Below are 23,658 nucleotides of genomic sequence, written 5' to 3' on the forward strand. Positions count from 1 at the left end.
TGTATATGAAAACCCGAAAAAGCTATTCAAAAGAATTCAAACTAGATGCTGTGAGTCTGGTTACAGAACAAAATTACAAGATTACTGAGGCAGCTCGTAGCCTTGGTATTAGCGCAAATATGTTGGGGCGTTGGCTTAAAGAGCAGGAGTCAGAAGGTGACCATGCATTTCGTGGTAATGGTAAGTTGACGCCGGAACAGGAAGAAATCCGTCGGCTCAGAGAAGAGAATAAGCGCCTGAAAATGGAGAAAGAGATCCTAAAAAAGGCGACGGTCTTCTTTGCCAAAGAAACCAAGTGAAATACGGTTTCATCACCCAACATAAGAAGACCTGGCCGATTAGCCTGATGTGCCAGGTTCTGGAAGTTAGTCGTCATAATTACTACAGCGCCATGCGACGTAACGAACAACTTGAACCAGATCCACAGCATGATGAGCTAATTGAGTGGGTACAGAAAATTGCAGATACCAGTGACTTTACCTATGGCGTAAGGCGTATGAAACGAGCGCTGAATTCACTGGGTTATCCGGTTGGAAAACAACGAACGCGCACCTTGATGAAGGAGGCCGGTGTTAGCGTTAGAAGGCGCAGAAAATACAAAGTAACGACTAACAGCGACCATCAGCAACCTGTATTCGAGAACGTGCTGTCACGCGACTTTGATGCGCAAAAACCGGATCAGGCGTATGTCTCGGACATTACCTATATCTGGACGCAAGAAGGCTGGCTGTATCTGGCCGTTGTAATTGATCTGTTCTCACGAAAAGTCGTGGGCTGGAGTATGTCTTCGCGGATGAATGCTCAGCTTGTGTTTGATGCGTTAACAATGGCTCTATGGCAACGTAAACCCAAAGCGGGCCTGATACATCATTCGGATCGTGGTTCGCAATACGCGAGCCGTCAATTTAGGAAATTACTGGCACAGTACAAGGTTACAGGCAGCATGAGTCGAAAAGGTGACTGTTGGGATAATGCCGTTGTGGAAAGCTTTTTCGGCACGTTAAAGCAAGAGCGTGTGCAATGGCGCCACTACCAGAGCCGCCACGCTGCTCAGCAGGATATCCTGCAATACATCACAATGTTTTATAACAGTCAAAGAATGCACTCATATCTGGATTACAGAAGTCCAAGTCAATATGAGGCTGAAATGGCTAACTTAGGAAAAGCTGCTTAACTGGGTTGTGTGAATTTGGTTGACCACGTCACTATCGCCCTTTTTTCACTTACAAACGACTTACTATCAAAGTGCTTTATCAGCGATGCTAAGAAAATCGGATTTTATCTTCGAGCATGGTTTTCTAAAGACGAAGGTAAAAAAAGTCTGTTTCAATCTGCTGAGTGGAGCGCACTATTTCCACATATAGATACCGCAGAAAAATTGGCGAGCCATTTATCAATTAGCAAAACTGAACTGTTTAGGCGTTAATTAGGAATATGGCAGATTTATCTGAACAGACACTTTCTGATATTTTTAATCTCATTGATGAAGAGCAATTGAACACAATGGCGAAGTTGCTTGAAATGATTGATTGCCCGTCCGATTTAAGAGGGTTGCGCAAAGCGATAGCCACTGTCGAATATCTATTCTCTCTTTACCCTTCTCGCGTGACGACTTTGTTTGGCATAGACCATAATTCATTAAAGGCTTCATTATTAATCATTCACTCTTATCAACATAAAAACTCTTCAGCGTTTTGGAAAGAGTCGCACGGTCGGGGATGGAAGAGTGAACGACCAATTTATTCTCTGCTATTTATTTTCAGTGATAATAGAACCTCCCACGCTGCAGCAGCGCTTCTTCTATTTCTAGAGCACTACTTAAACAACGAAACTAAAATTGTCGGCCAAAATAGAGCTGAAGAGTCAGTCCGTGCGTTCAGGATGTTATATACCGATGAGTCAACCAGAGATGAATGCTTCCGGGAGAGCAGTCTCGATAGAACTGTAGAAAATATTTTTGCCCTGAAGGAGCGTTTAAAAAGTGACGATGACGACAATTATCTACCCCGAGCGCAGTTGGGCTACCTCTATCAACTTGAACACTTTTACAGGTTAGACTGGGTTACAAGAGGAAGACATGAGAGAAGAACAGCCAAACAAATACGTGGGCACTACTCAAAAAAAAGATACGAGCGAATAACGGGTTCCGATGACTTAATGACGCCATCGCTAAATACGCAAAAGCTACCACGTATTTACGAAGAAGCGGGTGTAACAAAAAGCGAGGACTTACCCGACGTTACGATCATCAAATCGTCGTCGCCCCCTCCTCTACTCCAGCCATATGAGCAGGCATCAATATCAGTTGTAAAAGATAGTGCTCTTCACTGGTTCAATACAAAGAAAGTTAATATAGACATTAGGCGCTGTCATGTAGTGGTCAAGTTATTTTGGCCACACCGTTGTAGCTATTCCAGTAACGCTTCTCCGATTCATTCGGGGTTAAACCACCGTTGTATGAATGCGGTCTCAGTCGGCTGTAATAGCCAAGAATATAATCACCAACCTTTCGTTTGGCTTCGGTAAAACTTCGATAGCCTGTGGTTGGAACCCATTCTGTTTTAAGGCTTCTGAAGAAGCGCTCCATTGGGCTATTATCCCAGCAGTTACCGCGCCGACTAAGGCTTTGTGTTAAACGATATCGCCAGATTAACTGACGGAATTTACGACTGGTATAGTGAGTACCTTGGTCGCTATGGAACATTACGTTCTTTGGCTGTCCGCGATACTCAAACGCCATTGTCAGTGCCTGACAGGTCAGGCTGCTATCAGGTGAATAGCTCATCGCCCAGCCTATTGGTTTACGCGCGAACAAATCCATAACGACTGCTAGGTAAGCCCACCTATTGCCTGTCCAGATAAAGCTAACATCACCACACCAAACCTGATTCGGCTCGGTTACCACGAACTGCCTGTCCAGCAGGTTTGGGATAGCAACATGTTCTTGTGCTGCTTTCCGGTATGCATGTTTGGGAAGCTGACAGCTGACTAGATTCATTGCCTTCATAAAGCGTCCTGCGCGATAACGCGTCAGGGTAATATCGTGCGATTCATCGTTCGTGATGATATCAGCAATGGTTCTGGCCCCTGCTGAACTGCCGCTCAGACGATACGCTTCACGAACAAGGCTGCGAAGCCTGATGGCTTCCGGCGATGGACGCTTGTCACGCTGTTGCCAATATTTAAACGTGCTGCGATGGACATCCAGTATCGCGCACAGATGGTTAATCGAATAACGGCGTTTATTGCTCTGACTCAGTCTCTCGATTAACGCGAGTGTTTCATGGAGTCCGACATCAACAGAGCTGAAGCCTTTTTTAAAATTTCCTTTTCTAATTCAAGACGTTCAACCTGCTTCTTAAGCTCCCTGATCTCACGCTGCTCGTCGGTCATCGGTGTCGCCTGCGGTGTTTTACCCTGACGCTCTTCGTGCAATTGGCGCACCCATTTACCAATCGTGGAATAACCGACACCCATCGCATCGGCTGCTTCTTTATGGGAGTAACCTTGATCAACCACCAACTGTGCTGTTTCGAGTCTGAACTCAGGACTGAAATTCGGGCCTTTCTTCTTAGCCATTTTGTCACCTAATGTTGTTATGCTGCTATCATAGCAGCTCTAATTAGGTGGCCAAATTCACTATGCCACTACATCACAACCTACTTCCTACCAGCCGCACTATCCTGCAACCTCATGAACTAAAACTCTTAATACGTTCATTAACAAACACGTCAAGCGGCGCTATCGGGGGAATCGACAAAAAGCTAATCAGAGCGGTATTACTAATAGTGTTAATAACAGCGCGAGACTTACAATCGGTTCTCAGCATCAAACAAGCGTCGACACAAAAAGAAGTCGGCTTTCATTTTGATGGTAGTGATATTTTATTGAATGTCGCGCCAGAACCTACAACATTGTCCCCTGTCCATAACGAATTATTGCTACCTGTTTCGAGCGTTATTTCTATCACGCTGCCCAAACACTTAGTTACGCACGTATCACCCTACTTTTCTGATACGTTTATTGAGCCTATACAACAAAAGAAACCTCTTGAATGGCAGGATGCAATCCAACGCTATTTGAAAGTTCTGAATCGAAAATTCAGTATTCAAATAAGTCTCACCAGGATTGAGCACCATTTAATAAATTGGGTTTCAGCACATGAAAGTTACGACCCTGTCTTACTCGACATACTTGCAGAAAAAACACGCTATCAAAGTCGCTCGGCAAAGCACTATGCCTACTACACAGAAACAGAAATCAATGATGAACTTCATGAGCTATGGAATGCATTATTCACTGAGGCTGCTCATCAACAAGCTGAAAATAGTGATTCTTTGACGCCAACTATTAGCAGTGAATTAAAAATGGAACGAGGTGTTGGCTCTGCGTTCACACCAAAAGCCGATGCGCTATCAGCATGGATAAGTGAAAAGGCTTCAATACTCCTTTCAAATAAACCTTTTGCGGTGTCATCTACTTTGGAAGGGCTCGTGAATTATCACAATGCCTACACGCTTTATACCATTATCATGCTCAAGAGCGGCACAGGCTATCGCGCCGTATATAACCCCTTACCAAGCCTAGACTTAGCGCTTTTGCGATATCAAAGTATTTGTATATCTGACAAAGACTCCAAAACACTTTTCAATCATACAAGGGTTGTTGCCTGCCCCGACATATTAAAATCACAGATTTTGCATTACCAAGCACATTTCGAAGCGTTTGCTAATTTAATAGCCGTGAATTTCTCTTACTTTGCGCAACAATATTTCACCCATTCATCTCACTTACAGCACCTTAAGCTCACTTCAAAGACTGAGCGGCTCGAGCAATTTTTGGCGATTAAGAATTCTAGCGGTACTGACGGTATGTTTTTATTTTTTACCGAAAGTGACGAGCATGCCAGTCATATCAAAAAAGTAGTACAGAACAGCTCACCCACATTTTTGAACACGTATTTTCCATTTCCCCTAAACTTCGGCCGACACTATATGCGCCGTTACCTACAAAAGAACAACATTCACCAAGAGCTTATAAAGTTTCAACTGGGGCATTGGATGACAGGTGAGACAGCGTTAGAAAAATTTTCAGAATTAAATCATGTGGAGGCAATTCAGGCACTGCTACCGACATTAAATAGCATGATGGATGAACTTGGTTGGCGTGATATCCCTTCACTGCTAACACGGAAAAGGGCGTAATCGTTTGACAGCAATAAAGACCATTTTTACACCTGAGTTCCTAAACCAATATAAAACTAAAGCTTTAGAAGAGTCTGGTGCTTATTTAGTCATTGCTGAAAACCTACAGCTCGCATCAAGCGATATTAATAATAATATTGATAAGGTCCTAACGCTTACCCAACAGCTTGTTACGCTAAACAATGAAAAAATCGTTTCAAACAGTGTGTCTGCAGTAATAAAAAAACTGAGTAAAGACTTTCAGCTACACAATTTTCAGCTCATGCTGCTTCATTTACTGTTGAGAATGGCACAACAGAGCTTTGGTATTACATCGGTTCAAATAGACCGAAACTATCAAATAAAGCAGAATGCCCCTCTTCTTAAACCTGATGACTTCTTAACATCAAGGCTGCAAACAGAGTTATATGATCTATTAGAAAACGAAGCAAAACAGCTAAGCTATTTAGCCTCACCAGAAACACAGACTGGCTTTCTCCTTCTGTGGTTATTTCTTAAAGAAGGTATTGATAGTACCGCCGCGTTAACGGCTATTGTATATCAGCCCAATAATGTCAAAACCCTATCTCGACATTGGTTTTATCAGGGGAAGGAAAGAATATGGCTATCTTCGACTGCAGAACTGTTTTTGCGGGCATTGTGGAACAGCTATGTTGGCAAACCAAAAAATTGCCTTACGGAAATAAACAATACCCTGATTGCTGAACGCATCATTCCTTCATCCACTCGCGTTCAAATAGGTGCATTGCGTGCCATGCTTCGCACCGAATACATATTTAAAACTAGCGCCTCTAATTACGCCCAAAAAAAGCAATTGATGCCGTCGACGCCTCTGTCTATTAAAACACTGTATAGGGTCATGACAGGTATGTGCGTAATCCATGAGACAACGGCTCACCAAATAATATCTATAACCCAAAACCAACGTGGACTTTGGCTATCTAGCCTTAGAAACGATAAGACCGAGACTACAGAAGCAAGGAACATTGAGGACGGGTTAAGCACTTTAGAGCAAGTCGAAATCGTCAAGCAGTTTTCCGATCAAATAAAAATACTGTCTCGACAAGAAAGCGCCCGAAATTATACACAGGTAAAAGAGCATCTTAGGCTGTGGCTTCAAGAAAGAGAAAATGCAACGACAACGCCCTTTTGTTGGCTTTTATTATCTTGGCTGTATCACCTACTAGCGCATGGAGGCATGCGTAAAAAACGCTTAAGGCCAAGAACCATAAAGAAATATATAAACAGTGTGGCGGCACCTGTGCTCCAAGAGTTTATTGATTGTAAAGCTGAGCGAATGGATGGGCACACGTGGGCTGAAAAACTAAACTTGGCAGCAGAAAATATAAACTCAAATAACCGAGACTATATTTTGTACTTTGCTGACTTTGTTGTAATGAACGATTTAGTACCCGACCTCTGTTTGTCTGACCTTGATATCTCGTCTTCCCGTGGCAGTGTAAATGCCAACATTCTTACGCAAAACGAAGCCGAGTGCGTCATTAGTACGCTTAACCGGCTAGATACCAAAGCCTCGCACTTGGCACAGTTATGCTTTTGCCTTAGCTTTTACAGCGGTTTACGACGAGGTGAAATTGCCGGTTTGCAATATGCCGATTTTCACTCTCTGGGTGATGACTATATTAATTTGCACGTAAGGCCAAACAAATACCGTGAACTAAAATCCCCTCAAAGTGCCAGAAATATTCCACTGGATGTGCTTTGGCCAGAAGAGGAGCTTGTAAAGCTTAAGCAGTATTTACGCACCTCAAAAACCAAGTCTAAGAAAAAGAAGTCCAAAATATTTGGCGATGAAGCCCCCTTGAATGAGGCATTTTTACTTGCTACCGAGGCAATGAAATTAATCACAGCCGAACCCACAATGCGCTTTCATCATTGCCGCCATTCATTTGCCAACTGGCTATACTTGCTGCTTTCATTACCAGAGAAACATAAGGTAAACTTTTACCCGTTTACTCGTCACGGTTATTTCGACGTGTCCAATAGGCAGAGAATAATGAAGCGCTTGGCGCTGGTAGAGTATTCGCGGAAGAAATTGTGGGCGGTATCTATTCTTCTTGGTCACAGTTCGCCCGCAGTCACCATGGCGTCTTACATACATACCAGCGAATTTTTACACCGCCTAAAATTTACAAACCACAGTCCCTCACCTCGTTTACTACGTAAGTTTTGGGGGCAGAATATCTCGATAGATGACTACGGTAGAATAGACAATTACCCAACATCCAAAGCCCACCTTTTAACAGCGCTTCCCAAGCAGATAACGTATGAAGCAATAGGCGAGAAGCAGCAAGAACAAAATATTACGCAGTGGCTTGAGAGCAAGCTCGTTAAAAAAGATGAGACAAGCGAAATTACACTCTCGCTGGTACGTACATGCTTCGAAATGCACTTTGAGGGCCATTCTCCAGAAGAAATTGCCCGAGAGTTGCCTATCACGCGACAACAAGTTGCAGATATCGTTGAGTTAGATCCCGTATCTGATGAACGAGTTCACAACCAACCGAGCAACAGCAGCCATATACATACTCTGTACAAAAACATGACGGCCCGTCAGCATGAAATAACAAGCGAACTAGCCGAACAACTCGATGCCCTCGGCACATTTGATGAAATCGATAACCGGGTGGACTTACAGAAAATCGCAAAGCTAGAAAAACACCTCGTCAAAGCAAAAGACTTTTTAATCCGCTCATATGATTGTGAAGCCACACTTTCTCTGCTGATACTCTTAAAACTACTCGGGTTTACAGAAGAACACTTGCGCCTTCGATGGTATTTCCCCTCACCTTCACAATTTGATGGCAGTAAAAGGCAACAGTATCGAGCGGACCTTCGTTTTTGGATACAAAATGTCGTTATGAAACTTTTTCCTGAACTCACAATAGAAGTGATAGTACCTCACAACTACGCGCAAAATATTAGACACGTACCCGGCGTTAAAACAATAACAAGTGACGAGGGCCGTTTTCTCAGTTATGAGAAGCATGGCACCGTTAGTGTACATTTGCTTGAACGCCCCCTAGTAGCTGATAAGTCTGAATCAAGTACTCCACCTCTATCAAGACGAAGTAGAGCTTATGTTTGCTTTCTAAGACTGTTGTTTACTTGGGTGACCTTGCACCATGAATGATGAATAAAAACGCAGGAGCTTTCAGCGAGGCATGAACACTTCGCGAGTACAGTCATTGCAAGTATTGCCAGAGAGTTAGTTTAGATCGATACAGATAATTCTCGTAGATTAAAGAGCTCCAGCACTTTCATATCAGAAATATATAATTATATATTCAGGATATAAAAGCTTATAAAAGCGGTTCGCATATTTCACCAAAGGCAAGGTAAAGAAAGTCTTCAGATGGAAATAAACGTCACACCTAAATCTGAAGCTGAGATTCAAGAGCAAATAAATTCCCGCTACACGTCCGGCATTGAATACCCCTTTTCAACAAGTCTTCGTTTTTCGCTAATAGTTGGAAACGCGTTTTTGTTTTTAAGGGGTAATCGTTTAGAACGATATTCTGTGGACAGTTTCTCCACATTGGAGCTGCGAGAAAAAGAAATTCCCTCCGCTATAAATAGTGAGTTCGGCTTTGATGTAAGTAGTTATTTTCTTTAGTGCCAAATTTTGTCCCGCGTAAAACATCTTCAGTCCGGATATTGATGATATTTCAGCCAAAACCTCTTGTTTCACTTCTGGTTTTTTGAGTCTTTTTAACGCGTCTTATCTAAGCTATGTTTATTCGCTGCTTCTGATATCCGTTTACTGGATTGCGATCATTTAGTTAACCCATAGTGGGCTGCTAACGCATTTAACATCTCTTTTTGGTGAAGTTGTATTTGCGTTTTCTGCCAGTCACCCTGTTCTTTCAATATTTTGAACATGGCTTTTAACTTTAACGACTCATATTGAGGCTTTGCCTCAAAATCAACTAATTTCTTTTTAACCGCTTGATTGCTATATGACGAATTTTCACCTGGACTCAATAAAACTAGATTTCCAAAAGCATCCAAAAAGTCACGCTCTATTATATTTTGGTATTCTTCACGCTGAGGATATACATGCTCGACCGAGTTTTTCGCCGTGATACGGTAATTGCTAAATTGTTTGAGATGCCTATTTGTTTCTTTTTTCCACAATATGTATTCCAGCTTTTGGAACCAATAATGTTCAAAGCTGGTTCCTCGAGGCTCTGCAAAGTAATCAACGATTTTTTGCCAAGAGTCGATTACAGGTTGCTGTTGTTTAGCTTGCTTAAAACTGGCAGTTTTTTGAGTCTCTGAATCAGCAGCTAATGACAAATCGTTATCAATTTTCTCGAGCAAAGCGATGGCTTGTGCATCTTCAGTAGTATTTTCTCTTATCAAACCCGCGATAAAGGGCGTGAGCCAATACTGAGCGCTGCGCTCACCGGTAAAGTTTCGCACGCTTTGGAGCATCACTAGTTTATTTAGTTCTTTTTGGGTACGATTAATGTACCGTTTACCACCTGATTCGCTTTTTGTTAGATAAGTTAATCGTAGTTGTTCATCATCACTATCGTCTCGCTCAACCCACTTAACCACCCATCGATCAAATTGATAACGTACTCGCCACAAGGTTTTGATGAAGTCTTTTACTTCTTCTTCACTGGCCTTTGTCAGCGGCTCAAAGGTTTCTAATAATTTATCTGCATGCACACGAGGGACTACATCGTCTGTATCATCAAACTCAACAGCACGGTTGGCTAAATATATTCGGTAAGCGTGGATGAGTAGTAGTGGGAAACTAATGATAGGACGACAGTATACTGTTTCGGTTTCTAAATCGTAGGAGCCAGCATCCTGTTCATTGTCCAATTTGTTATCTTCACTATTTTTGTTATCACTCTCTGCAGCTGCTTCTAACTGCTCTGCCAGTTGCATGATGGTCAAGCCCTGCTTGTGCGTATTCCCACCATAGCTCTTTACAAATAACGTTTCATTAAAGGAGGCTAAATGCTCAGGCTCAATATCGTTCCACGGGGCATTAGGAAAAACTTTGCGTACGTTACGTTCGAAGTAGTTTTCCATATGTTCGCAAGCTAACCACATAGCATCGAATAATGGCTTATCAGTTGAGATTTGTTTAAGCAACTTTGACTTCAATATATCGGACTGCTCAAGCTGTATGCCGGCAGTATTCATTGTTGCGAATAAACGATTTAAATCCATTTGTGGAGGTACAATATTATTCACCCATTGCACATTTTTGAAAATGTAATCGCCTAGTAAAACACGGTCTTGATTTTCCAGCGCATTTACTTGTTGCTCTAATACTTGCAATGCTGCGTATATGCGATTCAAATAGGGATTTTCATCGATAGCTTCCAATCCAGGAAATACATAATCATCTAGGCCTGCTAAACTACCCAACAAGTGCTGCACTTGGTCACGAATTTTAAATTGCAGTCTAGGTTGCTTGTTGAAAGCGGCGATATCAGCAATAGCTGAATCGACTTTTGCCATTTTAAAAGCAAGTGCAATAAGCATTAATGTGGTGGTGCGTTGCTGTCCATCAATCAGCTCATAAATACCATTTCCATCTTCGTCTTGCTCTAGAGACGTTAGCACCGTACCAATAAAATAATTGGGCTCTTTCGCCACGCGCGCATCGTTAATATCTTTAAACAGCTTTAGCACGGCTTCATCAGGCCAAATATAAGGGCGCTGATAACTAGGTATGCTAAATTGATATTCATTCATTTGAATGTAACTTAACGTTAGCACTTGCGTTTCAACTTGATGCTGTATCAATCGTTTTCCTTTTCCATTGGCTTCACTCGTAACTATATTAACCATGCAGTCCTCCACTACTCTTGCGCGTAAGCACCTGATTCGAAGGCTCTGCTTCAGCACTTAAAGGAAGAATATAAGCATCCAACTGTGCTGTATAATTGTCGGCAATTGCTTGGGCTGAGTCGTCTTTAACAAGCTCTATACCTAAGTGCTGCAATACGTTAAATACAAAACGTTTTTTAACGCTGTTTTTATCAACTGCTAAATTGGCGGGGTCTGCCATAAAGCTAAAGCGATCAAGGTAATCGAAGCACATTTTTGGAGTGTAGCTGGCTGTAATCCAATCCAATACAGGGGTATCGCGAACAAATGCGGAGATAGAACTCTCTCTCACCGCTTTTTGATTGCTTACGCGAGGCGAGTAAATGACGCGAAACAATTTCTTCGCCGCAATGTCTAATTGTTGCTCACCAAATTGGCTAATATAAATAATCAAAGCCGTATCATATAGCCCTTTCAAATAGCTGCAGCCATCAAGCTGGCAGATGAGGTTTCGATAAAAATGGAAAAAGCGCGAAAGTGTACTCCCACTAATATCAGAAGTATTAACATTTATCTTTTTTTGTTTTAATCCACTCTTTAAATATTTGTCTCTTAACTGTTCAAAATAGCTCAAATAATGAATGGTATTAACACCACTGTTCAATGGCTGCCTTAGCTCATAACCCTGCTGTGCTTGTTTATCTATTTGACTGCCATCAGGCAAATAAGCACGTTCAAAGCGGCCAAACGCTATATCCTCACCTTTCCCCGTACTTTCTCCAAGCTCATTTACTACAGCACTTCTCACCAGATGAGGCTGCCGATGGGAAGGTACAATTCTATTGTACAATTTTTGCCAGTAGCGCCCCTTAATTATGGAGCTAACAACGGGGTTTAGATCGCCTAAAGCTTCCCATTTAGCGGCAAACTCATTCTGGCTTTGTCTTTCAACAGCCCTAAGATGATGCGCTTTAATAATGTCTGGTCCACTTAGTCTAACGCCTCCTGTATTTTGGGTTTCAAAAAAACGGTATGCATCATCTTCTGAGCGAGTAACAACCAATGTTAAATTGATTTTATGGGCATCAAATGTAGCAATTTGGCTGGCATAATCACCTTTTATTTGCTCGTTTAACCAAGCAAGGTTTTTGACGATTTGTTGTTGTGACTCTGGCGAATCATAACTAAGCGACAATTCGAAAGCGCTGCAATTAAATTTATTATCATCAAAAGTGTTTGTAGCTTTAGTAATACGAGATAAATGCTGTACATAAATAATTAATGCTAAGGTGGTTAAGCGCTGCTGACCATCAATAATATTTAACTGACCGTTCTCCGCTGACTGATGCAAAATCACGCTGCCTAGGTAATACCCGTAAAGAGTTTGGTTTTGTAACAAATCATCCAAGAAAAGCTGATAATCACTCAACAGTTTTTTAATTTGCACTTCGCCCCAACGATAAGGGCGCTGGTATTCAGGTATTGCTAACTCTCCAACAATTTCCGTATTATTAGCACAAACGATACGTTGACTACTGAACAACTGCGCTAAGGTACAACTCGCAACTTCAACCGACATACACCTTCCTTGCCATATAAATTCCGCATCTAAAATCTAGCATGTTAGTTTTGACCGCTACCGTTATGTTTGTGATTATTTTTTAAAAAATCTTGCTAACTTTGTCGGTTCAAGATTAAAAAAGAAAATAAATCATACAATCATTCTGAAACGCTCAAACACCAATATTTCTTCGAAGTACCTCAGCTGACTTGATAATACGCTCAGTCCGATATAGCTCTGGATGCTTTTCTGATTCCTCGTAGTCCGTAGGGTCACCTGTTTTTGCGTTCACAATCCAAGATACCTCAGGGCGACGCTTTCCCAAATACATGCCCACAGAACGCGAGTTTACGCCAAGAATCTCAGCTACAACACCATAAGTACAACGGGTTTTGACTGTGTTTAAGTACTTAATGATTTTTTGAACTTTTTCTTCCATCTTAGACTGGCCTGATTACCTTATATACTCATCTTTGAACACCAGTAACAAAAAGGCTATTGCGATTTGTCACTGGCGTCAGGTGATGATTGATTTTATTGTCGGACTCCAAAAATGCACCGGGCAAAAGATAAATGAGGTCCTTTAACTTCCATAGTCCTCTACCCTATACATAGTTACGCATGTTTCATAATTACTATTAAGAAGATGTGACACTCCCCCACTTAGCTCATACACCACAGTTTCGCTAGCGCCGTCAGAATTAATGATCTCAAAAGACACTCTGCGATCATGGAACCCTCTCCTATGATTCGCTGGGAAAACAGAAATATCGAATGCATTCATGTCGAAATTACATTCGTTGATGAGGGTATTAGCAACCTTCGACTCGTAATCTCTATAATCATCACTGTTGTCCATCATTCGACAATCAAGTTTTATTCTTTCTACTTCATTAGTTAATTTGCAAAATGTCGACAAAAGCTGCCCAAGGTATTTAATAGAATTGTCGCTAGCTAAATAAGGATCTCTTATATGAAGACACTTTATATGCTTGCCCTCTACATAATCAAAAACAGTCTCTAGATTTCGAGTCTCGTTTGAGCGATAAGGAAACACGCCAAAAGGCGATCTACTGGAAAAATAGTCCGGTGAATATCTATTTTTCTCAAGATTAGATAACAGCAAAGCTACAACTGGCGCATAGTCTTTTTTCGCTAACTGATAAATTTCGCCACATACTTTATTGTTCGAATTGAAGTTGAGGGTAGCATTACCGAACCAAAGAGAGTCAGCCTCCTCGTCTTTTCCCAGGCCAATAGCAAATGGAATACACATCAATTGCTCGTCAGTGAGTTTAGTTGAAATATGCGAAACGTCTAACACACCGTCAGAAATATAAGGTTTCAGATAATCTATAGCAGCCCTGAGAGACGCAGGCGTATTTTCAAACTTATTCGGTAGTTCGTTAAGAAGTAATATCTTTACCTTTATTTTGGAGAGAAGGTTGATGAGCCAGTCCAAGTCTCTTTTGTCAAAAGAACTACTATCTACAAGGTGCGGCATAGTAAAGATAACTTCTTCAAATTTTTCGAACTGCTCAATTAATCCTTGAAAACTTGTAGACTTCTGTTTGACTGCACCCAGCTTTTGAATCGGGTGTGAATACTGAAAGTCGTCAATCAAACCTTTTACGTAAAGGCTAGCTTCTTTCCTTAAAAAAGAGTCCCAGTACTTTTGATTCGAATAATCACAAATACAGTTGATACATCCTGTTTCGCAATCATTTTGGCAATCTAAAATTTGTATTACCTTTTGCAATATCTCTTTAGTTGATATCGTCTCAAAAATACGGCTTACATAACCCGCTCCTCCTGGTACGCCGTCGTAAGCTATGAGTATCAACGCCCCATTTTCAAATCGAAATAAGCCGCGAATTTCTGATATCGGAACCTCGATCATTTCAACAAAAGCCAAACGCAGAGCTTCGGAAAGCGTAACCGCAATATTGTTTTTACGCTCGGCTTTCTGTTCATCGCTGAGTGAACTGTCGTCCACCGAAATAGGTATAGTGACTTTATAGATAGCTACATCGGTATGAAACTCATGAGCCAAGGAGGTTTTCTTAAACTGCTTATTAAGGCACTTTTTACCGGTTTCTGGCATTTCGTGAGATCTGGGAGGCGTTCTCGATTCAGCAGAGGTCATGAAGTTACAATATGGACACCTCCAATAGCCTGCTTTTTTAAACCCTTTATTCAAGATAAAGAGTCGACCACTGATATCACTCTTCGAATATGCCGGCATAAACATTTTAAACACAGCTGAATGATCACTTTGCTCGTACTGCTCTGGAGAAGGCACTACAATAAGCTTTGCCTCCTCAGCCTGAACTGAACGCTTGCGAGTAGAGGAAGGATCTTTACCTTTAGAATCTTTGAAAGCGGTAATAAAACCTTTTGGTTTGATGAACGGCAAAGGAGTTTCATTGAGTGGACTTTTACAGTTCTCGCATACTGTTTGTTTGTCCTCTTCGCATTCAGCGACATTCGCATGATTACAAGTTCTGCAAATCGTAACTACATTGGTCGGCATAAAGTCTCTAGGCGAATATGCCAGCCCGGCACTTCGCCATATACGACCATTTGCAATAACTTCAGAACCAGGAGCATATTCAGATATCCCCAAAGAAGCATCACGAACCAATTCAACATCAGATTTCAAAAACTGGTTTTTGTACTCCTTCTCTTTCTGAGTAACCTCCAACGTAAGAGAATGAATTGGAAAACTATATGTTGGTATTAAGCCATTTTCAGAAAGCTTGTTGACTAAAAACTGGCCTAAGTAGCTATCTCTCTGATGTATCCAACGGGCTAACTCTTTGCTAGCATCGTTGTCTCCATCGATTATTTTTTGTCGTGCATCTTCTATTTTACCTAGATATGTCACACATCGTTGCTCAACTAGTTGAGCAAAATTTTCCAATTCGCTTACGAACAACACTTTTATATCGTCTATTTGTGATTCCACAATCGCGCGTTGCTTACAAGGTAGCCTTTCTAAAATTCGATTTGCTTCATCCGTTGCAACTTTTCCGTTCTCTGTTTCTAACCAGGCCAGTAGTTCGTTTCTAAATTCTTTACTAAATCCTGAAGTGATTTCAACCCCAAATAAATCAATAAGTTTTGGAGCTTTTAGCTCATCAGAGGATAACTTATTTGCAAGAAATTTGGAGAGCAATACTGATAATTGATGACGCTGTATAAGTGTTTTATTCGTTAAATTGACAAATGGCTCGGGGGGCGTACGCTTTAGATATTCTTTAAAGTCGCCGAAAACAACTCGGTCATGTTTAGAATTTCGCGCAACAGTTACGCAAAATGGCGCAGCTTGTGCTCTACGCCCAGCGCGCCCAGTTCGTTGTTGATAATTGGCGACGCCAGGTGGCACGTTTAGGTTAACTATCGCTTCTAGATCCCCTAAATCAACACCTACTTCCATTGTCGTGGTGCAGCTCAATACGTTTACTTTGGAATCAAAAAACTCAGATTCAATCTCTTCTCTCAATCCGGTAGACAAAGATGCAGTATGCTCTCTTGCTCGAACAATTTGCGAGGTCACTTCGGTATATGAGTGAATATAGTGATTAACGTCAGAGCTTAATTTATCGGTAGCTGGCTCCCCTACTTCGCCATGACAACCAAATGCTGTGCATTTGTTTCGTATGAATAACTTCTGCCTCAACCCGCAAACGTTGCACTCTTTTAGAGCCTCGCTACGACCTCTTTTCAACTGAATTAAACTTGCATCAAGGGCATAACCCTTTCCACTATTGATTAAGAACTTGGGACTTTTCTTGGTTAAACATTCCCAAACAGCGCTCAAAAACCGCCTGCTAAAATCTTGATCCCAACCAAGTTGATTGACAAGGTACCACGTTCTGCGATTATTTCTCGATGAGCCCAATTGAGTGATAAAAGAGTGAGTTGCTTCACCACCTGCTCGTTCAAGCTCAAAAGTTTTTATCCCTCTGTAACGCTCTCCCCATATGGTAGCGCTGTTCATGTCAGGGCTATTTGGAATGTTTATAACTGCTTTACTACGCCGGATATGCTCTAACATTATTAAGCAAAGGGTCTCTATCTCTTGCTTATCCAATTCTTCAAACTCTTTTGCAAGAGCCCTGACGAGGCGATCCATAGATTTCTGATCATAAGAAACATCCACAAGCCCAAGGGACTCTAATGAGGTACGCCTCCCTGGAGGTGTGCAGAACTCTGCAGCCAGTTTTCCAGTAAGAATATCTTTAACGTCCTCGAAGTATTCCCTCAGCTGGCCGTTTGCATCGGGATATGAAAAGCTATTTCTTTTATCCCAGTTTACGCGGATTTTATTAGCCAGAGTATCGAACGGTATTGAATGTTCAACATCTTGGAGCGCTTCAACAATAGCCCCTCTGTGAGCGAAATCATTAGCGGTTCGCTCAAAATAGGGAGCAAAAAAAGCTGCATCTTGCCTATTATCAGAGAACGTAAGTAGCTTTCTTCCAGCGGCAGGTCTTTGATTATTTTTCTTTGCTGGAAGTGCTTCTAGTACCTTCTGAGTTACAACACTAGAGAGGGACTCATTGCCTGGGTAGAAGCGAGTAATAATCTCAGCATTCGAACCAGATGCCTTCGAATTACATGCCGCACAATGCTTGAGATAACTAGTTTTATCAAACTCATCGTCTTCAGTTTTTAATTCGTAAAGCTTTACTCCACCATTGTTGACCTTGTCGCCATTAACTGGGTTAATATTGAGCGCGGTCCACTTTTTGGTCCCCCCACATTCTGCTTCATCTTCCTCATCAAAGTTCTCATACGATGCAGGCTTTCCCAGCCAAAATATTTTGCGTTGAGCATTAGAATTTGATGAAGGGTATCTATTATGCAAAGTGGAGTTATGAAGATAACCTTCAATGTAAGGCTGTCCACATTGACGACAGGTGAGTAATGGATAGAAGATTTCATCTTTTGTCTGATGGTGAGAACGTAACTCTAAATTATTAAAGCCTTCTTCCGAATTATCCAGTGAGACACAAGACCCTTCGATAGCTGATGCAATTAAGTGATGTTTACACGGTAATAGTGGGAAAGAATCTGTCGAAGATTTCGCATATATTCCAATCTTTACAAGACCCGTTAAAGCTTCTTCTAGATCATCATTATCACTATTGGCAAAAACCAAATTTGCGAGCTCAGTAAAGTGTGTTACCCCATTATGTAAATGTTCGGAAGCGGTTTGAACCTCTAAGTTTCGTGAGAATGCGGTAAACAGCGCTTGCGATAGCTCTTGCTGGTTTTCTGCCCCATCTATTAACTCTAGTTCTTCTTTCGTCAATAGCGCATTTAACGAAAGTCCATGGTCTTCACAAGTACAGATAAAGTTGAGACCATCTTGATCATCTGCATCGGAGTTGTCGCTTAAAAAAACATCAAAAACGGAAGATACTACCTTCCAATGATTTGCGCCTAGAGTAAAGCTCGCTCCCTGGTTCCTCAAAATATCGCTGTGAGTAATGCGTTTTCCGCGAACTATTTCAGGTTCTGCTTCGCCGAATAAATGTGAAGCAAAAGCTTTCAGTTTCAACTCAGACTCCTCAGAGTCACCTAAACTAGCGCTTGTAGCGAAGTACTGCACTGGGTAGTCGACACCAAGTCGATTTTTTAGTTTCCTAAGAAGCATCGCAACTTCGGTCGCCTGCGACCCGTTGTAGGTATGAACTTCGTCGAGAACCAGTGACTTCAATTTGCAGTTTTCAAATAAGGGAGCATTAACAGGGAGTAAGAGAAGATGCTCTAACATTGCATAGTTCGTCACCAAGATTTTTGGTGGTGTTTTTAACATTTCTTCACGTGTTACGAGCCAATTATCCGGGATCTCGCCGTCAAATTCTTCATCTAACTTAACGTTATTTAGCATTTCTGCTACTACTTCTGAACGACTTGCAGCTTTTTTAGTTTGGCCTGTGTAGCGTCCAAACGTTATGTTTTGGTCTCTAAGCTGTTTGCCTAATAGTGGGGCTATTCGAAAATTGAGTTGGTCGTTAGCCAACGCATTCATCGGATAAATTAAAATGACTCTAACACCAGGCTTGTCAAACTCCGGGTCATTCAATATTTCGTTAACAATAGGATAAAGAAAGGTCTCTGTTTTTCCCGAACCGGTGCCAGTTGCAACAACTAGATTTTTTTTCTCAGTACAAGCTTTCGTTAGAGCTTTATCTTGATGTAGGTGCAGTCGTCTGTTAATTAAGTCATCACCAAGCTGTGTGAAAGCATCGTTTAGTGGACCACCGTTGACGTTCAAAAATTCACTTAGAGCACGCCCTTTTTCAAAGTCAGGTACTGTCTCGATATATGGGCCTTCGACCAGTGACTCTTTATTTAACGAATTCCAAAACGAGCTATACAACTGTGAGTATCGAGAATGTATCGGAACTGTAGTCGCTATATAACGTCGGAGCGTTTCTTCTAGTGTATTTTTAAGAACTAATGGATTGGCTTCAGACATTAGCTAAACTTCCTTTTTCGTTGTTTGATTCCGATACAAAGTAAACTTCCCAGAGTAAGAGGTAAAAGTGAAAAATATCACCGCATACATTAAAGAAATAGCTAAGCAACGACTTAATATCAGCAGTCGCTCCTGCTTGTTGCTGTAAGCGGTCTAAAACTTTTACTATATCCGTTTTTTCCCAGTGAGCTGCGCGGTAAGACTTCGTCAGATAGGAGCTGAATTTACAAACAGCATCGAGAAGCTCTATGAGATAATCGTGATTACCAAAGTAATGATCCGGTAAAAGAATGGGTACAGATTCGCCAAGCTCACGCGCAACCTTTATTACAAGCGTATTAAAATGAGGTCTAATGTAATCATTCCCCTCTTGAGCTGATTTTTCGTTTTCTATAAATTTCAGTTGGCTGTAAGCATAGTGATTTCCACCCAGTAAGTCCCCATACGCTGGCTTAATATCGCCACGCTTCAATTTGTCGAAATCACTTTCGGAAAACAGATATGGGATAGATTGGATGTACTGCTCGTAATTAAATTCTACAGGTTCAACCTGTGAATTTGGATCTGCATATTCGCTTTTATTTGCAAAAAAGACGGTTATTGCTAGAGCTAACTTCTCGGTCTTTATGGCATTTAATAAAGACTGATTTACCTCGCCCGCCAACTTCAAGGTCTTTAGCCGAGTACTGTTCTGCGCGTCCAGTTTTCGATAGTTATTAAAGCAACCAGAATAGATATTGTTAGAATATGCACCAAGACTAACTTGTGGTACCCAACTTTGTGAATCTTCTTCGGAAGCTTGGTAGGCAGTAAGACGAATCACCCTGTTGCTGCTTTCGATACCCCCAATGTAATTGAGCATGAACATCCAGATACCTTTAATCCACTCCAGAGAATTCCAAGAATTCACCTCAAAGCATCTGTTTAGCTTCTTAGTCAACAAAGCAAACAAATCTATCAAGTGTTCCGAACTAAACTCCCTTAATTTCGTGAAGTAATCGTTTCCTAAATTGATAAGATGCCCGCTTGCACATACAAAGCCCACCGAAAAGTGGTCCTTCCTCTTGTTTGAGAATCGGCCCCACTTACCATCTACTGACGCAGTGAATTCTAATAGCCACGGACCATCTTCACCTTCAGAAACATCCACTGACAGTATTTGCTTTTTTGAAATCGTGTCGTGGTGGAAAAGGGTTGCAGACAGTCCCTTTTGACGATAATTTGACTGGCCATTGAGCGAGCTAACATAAATTTTCTCTTCAGCTAAGGTTAGTAAGTTTGTGGCTACTATTTCCATTTCGGAAACCCCTACAGGAGTTTCAAATATTACTTCAACTGTTTGAGCTTGCTGTTCTATTGTCCAATTTTCTATGTAGTGTGGTGAGACAAGCTTCAGAAGCACTTGTTTGGCACCCCCATAGTTTGCAACTAACTCGTTGTTACTCCTATCAACCTTATCTAATAATGATGCGATGCTTGTCTTATACCAACGTTTCTTAGCAAAATCGTGTAAAGTGTTTGCGCCAATTTCTAAAGTTGGATCTTCTGAAGAGTAGATACGAACTCGTCTTGAATCATTATAATTTGATGCTAATGTCGCGCCTAAGCTCAAGATTTTTTCTTGACGAAAACCATCTTTTAAATCGCTGATGTATAAAAAGGTTCCCTGAAGCGCAAAACGAAAGACTTGTGAATTTTTTGCCGTAAAATTAAAACAGATGTCCATATGGGGTAGATCATTATCAATAGCAACAAGGTTGTTGTTCGTAACATCTCGCCGAACATTTGATGACTTATCAATATTGAAGTTATCTTCAGCTGGTAGTTCAGAAATATGAAATTTATAGCCGTCAGTAATAGCATCTAGCCCACACCATACCAGTGCACTCAATCTCGACAATACTCTTGAACTACCAACCCTTTTCAACTTAACTACGATTCGCTTTAATCCAGGAGCCCAACAAGCAGCACGGTAATCAAAACAACTAACCTGATTCATCTCATCAGATTTGAGGTTGATTACTATATTAGGAGTATCACTGTTTGAACTTATCTCTAACTCGAAGCTATGCTCACTGGAAAGCCATTCTTTAGGAAGATTAGTAATAAGCTCAATACCTTTTGAACAGTAGAAATCTTTTCCCGTATGGGGCTTTATCAGCGTTCCTTCGAAAGAAATACTTGGTTCTGCATGTGAAAGAATTGCAAAGTTAACGGGCCCTCGCTTGATAATAATTTGTGTGTCAGGCTTTATCTCGAAATCTCCAATATAAAAGCCATCTTGGAAATATTCAGTTAACTCAATTTCATTTGAAGTGAATTCGAACCTACTGATGATGATATATTTACCGGGAGGAAAGGCTTCTCCCTCTTCTGTGAGGGAGTGGGAAGATACAAAATGACCATTATCAGCTCTAAATATCGCCAGCTGATTGTCTTTTTCTGAATTCCATAAGTGGTACTCGAACCTTTGCTCATCGCATTCTACGATAATATTTCTGGAGCCAACATCTTCGATTAGAAATTGAAAATCTGCCTCTTGGACGTTTACCGTTTCAATGGTTCCGTCAACGTTTATTGTCCAAGCCTTTTCTACTGAAAGCGCTGGAATTACAATCTTTAATTCATCTTCAACAAACATCAAATTCACTGAATAAGCGATTGTATATTGCTCACTTCCTAAATCGGTAATTTTCCTTTTTTCTTCAAGAAAATGATTTAGATAGTAGCCCGTCGTATCGTTCTCAAGAGCTCTAATCGACCTCTTACTGAATGGTGGCTTTAACGACTTTTTGAAGGATGAATACCACGCTTGCTCGGCAGTAACGTCGTCAACCTCAGGCAAGCCGTGCTTTTTTGCATAAAGTTCCATTCTTTTTTCGAGTTCAGGTAAGTTTGCTTCTGGTATTCCAGCCTGCTCTAAATAAGCGTCTACCATGAAGTTTGGACCGAAACACCTGTTTGAAATAGGCAGCCCTAGTTTTTTACAAGCGACTCTAAAGGCCTTCCAAAGCCGACTGCGTTCATCGCTTGTCTGCTTTGCTTCCACTGGCTTCCCAACTGCCATATTGATACAGCCATAGATGGCTGACGTATTAGCACCTAAATTTTTTCTTATTGAAGTTGATAGATAAGTAACGAAAAGAGCTGGCGCTAATCTTAGACCTCTTTCAAATTTTTGAAGTTGCCCTCCATACATAGTGATACTTTTTTCTACGAAATGCATTTCATCGGTAATCAATACCTCATCGATTAGTCCAACGTAAGGTACATCAGAATTTTCAATAGCTGATTTCACTTTGCTCTCGTAGTTAGCAAAGGGGCTTAGGTCACTCATGCATGACTCTCCAAATCTTAAATCTTATTTTGCTCGCACACGCAGTGTTGCAAACTTCATTTCCATCTTTTCAGTTGTTTTTATTAATTTTATATCTGCTAGTGAACTACCCTATACTCATCACCAATCCATGAAAACAGTCACAAACATTTAACATCCTATCTCTATCAGGCAATACTGACAGTATTTTGTAAAGTGCGTAGAGCCTGGGAATCAGTTAAGGCAATTCGCATGAGGATCGTTAGTATCACGAGAAGTTACGCTTAATAACCTTCATCATCTCTGATATCGCTTCATCTCCAGTAGCAACTTTAACAAGCCCACCGTCCTGTTCTCTCTCACTCTCCGATACCGGCATATTTTTGAAAGGCGCATCGTCAAACAAAAAGAGATAATTGTCGCCCTGAATCATATTGCAGTTTGCACATGTATTTGCCCAGTATGAGCCGCCGTACTTTTTAGAGTTGCGGTACTTGATAGTTTTAGGCCTAGGGTGCGGTGGTTCTTGTTCGCAAAAAGGTACGCCCATCCACCAAAATACCGGCACAACTTCCTTGCACCTGAAACAAGTTTCAACGTCGGCGACGTAGTTTGCTAAAAATGCGTTTTTTATAGGAGTATAGAGAGTGCTATCGATATTCCACCTATTAGCTACAGATTGAACAAGCTTTATGTTACTTCTGCACTTCGAACAAAATGACGGTTTAAGCTTCCTTTGCGTCGGTTTCCAGTGATGAGGATCGTTAATAACGTCTTCTGCTTTTAGCTCTATCCATGGTATAGGCAAATTAGCAGCCTTCTCACCGTCGACTTCATGAGTATGAAAAATTTCAATACCAAGCGAGTTTCCTCCAATTCGATATCCAACAACATCACAAACATAGCTTGCGACCGTAACTTCCTGTGCGGCACTGGTGAAGGTTCCAAAAGGCAGAGTAGTATTGAATTCAACACCACACTGATAACAGTCGCTATGAAGAGTAATTTCTATCTGCGATAATGAATTTGAGCGTATGACAGACTCTATAAGATTCTTAGCCGTGATATGCAGGATAGACTCCTGACTGCAGTTCGCTGTCGACGGATGCGCAAAGTGCTTTACTTTTACTTCGCCAGCCCGTCGCACTAACTGTGAATTACAGTTAGGACAAAAGTAGGTTTTATCTTTCTCAGCTAGATCTGCAGAAACTAGTTGGCCGGAAGTATCTAATCCATAGGGCACTTTTAATTTACTTTCCATACCCTA

At 41.3% G+C, this 23,658-nt stretch carries 10 protein-coding genes; 3 read left to right on the forward strand and 7 right to left on the reverse strand.

Going from position 1 to position 23,658, the window contains the following annotated elements; translation table 11 throughout:
• The first annotated feature begins 5 nt into the window (after nucleotides 1-5).
• Nucleotides 6-1,174 (forward strand): IS3 family transposase gene (locus tag CA267_RS01460; protein ID WP_097349138.1). Its coding sequence is split into 2 segments (ribosomal slippage): nucleotides 6-258 and nucleotides 258-1,174, totalling 1,170 coding nucleotides; the frame shifts between segments, so codons are not numbered across the junction.
• A gap of 1,206 nt (nucleotides 1,175-2,380) precedes the next feature.
• Here the strand turns inward: CA267_RS01460 and CA267_RS01465 are convergent.
• Nucleotides 2,381-3,579, reverse strand: a protein-coding gene (locus CA267_RS01465; protein WP_232367583.1) for an IS3 family transposase whose coding sequence is annotated in 2 segments (ribosomal slippage) — nucleotides 2,381-3,309 and nucleotides 3,309-3,579 — 1,200 coding nt in all. Because the reading frame shifts where the segments join, the coding sequence is not laid out codon by codon here.
• Between the two features lie 62 nt (nucleotides 3,580-3,641).
• Here CA267_RS01465 and CA267_RS01470 point away from each other — a divergent pair.
• Nucleotides 3,642-5,204 (forward strand): hypothetical protein, encoded by a 1,563-nt coding sequence (locus CA267_RS01470; protein WP_097349266.1) that lies wholly within the window; start codon nucleotides 3,642-3,644, stop codon nucleotides 5,202-5,204.
• A 4-nt stretch (nucleotides 5,205-5,208) separates the two neighbouring features.
• Nucleotides 5,209-8,358 (forward strand): tyrosine-type recombinase/integrase, encoded by a 3,150-nt coding sequence (locus CA267_RS01475; RefSeq protein ID WP_075609115.1) that lies wholly within the window; start codon nucleotides 5,209-5,211, stop codon nucleotides 8,356-8,358.
• Nucleotides 8,359-8,999: 641 nt separating this feature from the next.
• Here the strand turns inward: CA267_RS01475 and CA267_RS01480 are convergent.
• The 6 genes from CA267_RS01480 to CA267_RS01505 form a co-directional block, all read right to left on the reverse strand.
• A complete protein-coding gene (locus CA267_RS01480; protein ID WP_075609113.1) occupies nucleotides 9,000-11,042 on the reverse strand; it encodes a DUF262 domain-containing protein in 2,043 nt (680 codons plus the stop codon).
• Complete coding sequence (locus tag CA267_RS01485; protein WP_075609112.1) at nucleotides 11,035-12,600, reverse strand: DUF262 domain-containing protein; 1,566 nt, start codon at nucleotides 12,598-12,600, stop codon at nucleotides 11,035-11,037. Before CA267_RS01485 ends, CA267_RS01480 begins: the two co-directional genes overlap by 8 nt.
• A gap of 154 nt (nucleotides 12,601-12,754) precedes the next feature.
• Nucleotides 12,755-13,021 carry a hypothetical protein gene (locus CA267_RS01490; protein ID WP_075609111.1) on the reverse strand — a complete coding sequence of 89 codons (267 nt, stop codon included), beginning with the start codon at nucleotides 13,019-13,021 and terminating at the stop codon, nucleotides 12,755-12,757.
• A 144-nt stretch (nucleotides 13,022-13,165) separates the two neighbouring features.
• A complete protein-coding gene (locus CA267_RS01495) occupies nucleotides 13,166-19,075 on the reverse strand; it encodes a DEAD/DEAH box helicase (RefSeq protein WP_075609110.1) in 5,910 nt (1,969 codons plus the stop codon).
• A complete protein-coding gene (locus CA267_RS01500; protein ID WP_075609109.1) occupies nucleotides 19,068-22,412 on the reverse strand; it encodes a hypothetical protein in 3,345 nt (1,114 codons plus the stop codon). Before CA267_RS01500 ends, CA267_RS01495 begins: the two co-directional genes overlap by 8 nt.
• Before the next feature lie 247 nt (nucleotides 22,413-22,659).
• Nucleotides 22,660-23,652, reverse strand: coding sequence for a competence protein CoiA family protein (locus CA267_RS01505; RefSeq protein ID WP_075609108.1), 993 nt, complete (start codon nucleotides 23,650-23,652; stop codon nucleotides 22,660-22,662).
• Nucleotides 23,653-23,658 lie beyond the last annotated feature (6 nt).

The sequence above is a fragment of the Alteromonas pelagimontana genome (assembly GCF_002499975.2).
Classification (GTDB): Bacteria; Pseudomonadota; Gammaproteobacteria; order Enterobacterales; family Alteromonadaceae; genus Alteromonas; species Alteromonas pelagimontana.